This window comes from Streptomyces corynorhini (assembly GCF_003346515.1).
Classification (GTDB): domain Bacteria; phylum Actinomycetota; class Actinomycetes; order Streptomycetales; family Streptomycetaceae; genus Streptomyces; species Streptomyces corynorhini.
In genome coordinates this window covers 1-2,542 of record NZ_QQNA01000088.1, presented here as the reverse complement: position 1 = coordinate 2,542, position 2,542 = coordinate 1, and the positions used below count along the sequence as shown (strand labels likewise).

Here is a 2,542-nt window from a genome sequence, read left to right as displayed (position 1 = left end):
CGGCACCAACGCGCACGTGATCGTCGAGGAGACGCCGCGCGAACCGGCGCCGGACCTCGCCGAAGGAGCCGAAGGAGCCCCGGCCCTCCCCGGCGGCGTCCCGCTGCCGCTGTCCGCGCGCGGCGCCGACGCCCTGCGCGGGCAGGCGGCCCGGCTGCGCGACTTCCTCACCGAGCGGCCGACGGTTCGACTCCACGACGTAGCACTGTCCCTGGCCACCACCCGCTCTGCGCTGGAGCACCGCGCGGTCCTGGCCGTACCCGACCGCGCCGCCGCCCTGGCCGCCCTCACCGCCCTCGCGGACGGCACCGGGACCGAGGCGCGGGGCGTCGCGGACTCCACCGCGCCGCCCGTCCTGCTCGCCTTCCCGGCCGCCGACCCCGACTGGACGGCCGCCCTGGCGCCGCTCGCCGGTTGCGCGCCGGTGTTCGCCGACGCCCTCACGGCCTGCGGGCACGCCCTGACCGGACTGGTCGACTGGACCCCCGCCGACGTCCTCGCCGGGCGCACCGCCCCCGACTGGCGGCAACGGCCCGAGATCGCCGTCCCCCTCGGCTGGGCGGTCGCCGTCGCCGCCGCCGCGCTGCTGCGTTCCTGGGGCGTCGAGCCCGCCGCCGTCACCGGCCGGGGGACCGGCGAGATCGCCGCGGCCCGGGTGGCCGGGCTGCTCGACCCGGCCACCGCCGCCCGGCTCGCCGTACACCTCGGCCGCACGCCCGCCGACGGCTTCCCGCCGGTGGTGTTCGGCCCCGCCGAGGTGCCGTTCTGGTCCGCCTCGACGGGCAGTTGGCTCGACACGGAGGACGAGAAGGACGGCCCCCGGTGGGCCGACGCCCTCGTCGCCGGATCTGCCGCCGGATCTGCCGCCGGATCTGACGTCGCTCCCGGGGCCGGATCCGACCCGCTGACGTTGCCGGACGGCGGCCGTACGACCGTCGTGCGCGTCGGCGCCTCCCCGGCGGGCGAGCGCGCGGCGCTCGACCCGGCCGACCCCGTCGTCGAGCGCCCCGGGGCGGCCGACGGCCCCGAGCCGCTGGCACTGACCGGCCCGGACGGCGCCGATCTCACCGGCCTCCTCGCCCACCTCCATGTGCGAGGCGTCCCGGTCGACTGGGCGGCCGTGCTGGCGCCCGCGGGAGCCCGCACCGTGCCGCTTCCGACGTACGGCTTCCGCCGCCGCCACTACTGGATGACCGCAGAGCCCCGGACCCTGCCCGCGACCGACGCGGACCGGCCGGCCGACGGGTGGCCGCTGCTGGACTCCGTCGTCGAACTCCCCGACTCCGGCGGCCTGCTGCTGACCGGCACACTCACCCCGCGGACGGCGGCCGCCTGGGGCGCGGACGGCTCCGGGGCCGTGCCCGGCTCGGCCCTCCTCGAACTCGCCCTGCACGCGGGCGACCACGTCGGCTGCGATCTGGTCGCCGAACTGACCGCGCAGACCACCCTCGTCGTGCCCGAGAACGAGGAGGTCCTGCTCCGCGTCACCGTCGGCGAACCCGACGAATCGGGCGAGCGCGTCCTGCGCGTCAGCTCCCGGCCCGCCCGGGGCCTGCCGGGCACGCCCTGGACCCGGCACGCCCACGCCCTGCTGCGGCCCGTCGCCGGACCGCCCGCCTTCGACCTGGACGTATGGCCCCCGGCCGACGCCGAGCGCGTCGACCCCACCGCCCTGCCCGCGCCCGGCTCCGGCGGACCGCGCGCCCTGTGGCGGCGCGGCGACGACCTCTACGCCGAGGTCGCGCTGGAGTCCGGACAGCGGACCGCCGACCCGCGGCACGTCCTGCACCCCGCCCTCCTCGACACCGCCCTGCGCGTCCTCGGCGACCCCGACACCCCGCGTGAACCGGCCTCCTGGCACGAGGTCGCCCTGTACGCCGAGGGCGCCACCGCGCTGCGGATCCGGCTGACCCGTACCGGTGCCGACACCGTGGCCCTGGCGGTGGGCGACGACACCGGGCTCGCCGTCGCGGCCGCCGCCGAGGTCCGGCTGCGACCCGCCGACCCCGCCCGGCTGATCGCCGCCCGCACCGCCCTGCACGGCCCCCTGCTCCACCTGGAATGGGCCCGCGTCAGCTGCGAGGCCCCCGGCGGCAAGCCCCGCTGGGCCCTCGTCGGACCCGACCCGCGCGGCGTCCGCGCCGCCCTCATGAAGGCCGGCATCTACACCGAGGCGTACGACACCCTGGAAGCCCTCGCCAAGGCCCTGGACGCCGGAACGGAGCCGCCCGCGACCGTGCTGTCCGTCGTGCCCGCAGGACCGGACGACGTCACCCGCGCCGCCGCGGCGGCCGTGGAGGCCGTCGGCCACGCCACGGCCCTGGCGGCCCGGTGGCTGTCCGACGAACGGTTCGCCGCCGCCCGGCTGGTGTTCGTCACCCACGGCTCCGTCGCGCACGGCCCGGCCGCCCCAAGCCCGCTCACCGGCGGCCCGGTGGTCACCGGCGGCCGGGGCGGGACGGCCCCCGATCCGGTCACCGCCGCCGTGTGGGGCACCGTCCGCTCCGCGCAGAACGCCGACCCCGGCCGCCGGTGACCACCG

General features: G+C 79.0%; 1 protein-coding gene. It reads left to right on the top strand.

Annotated elements, in window-relative coordinates; translation table 11 throughout:
- Positions 1–2,536 (top strand): KS-MAT linker domain-containing protein (locus tag DVH02_RS12815; RefSeq protein ID WP_147286052.1); only part of this gene is annotated, 2,536 nt, incomplete at its 5' end.
- Positions 2,537–2,542: the final 6 nt, after the last annotated feature.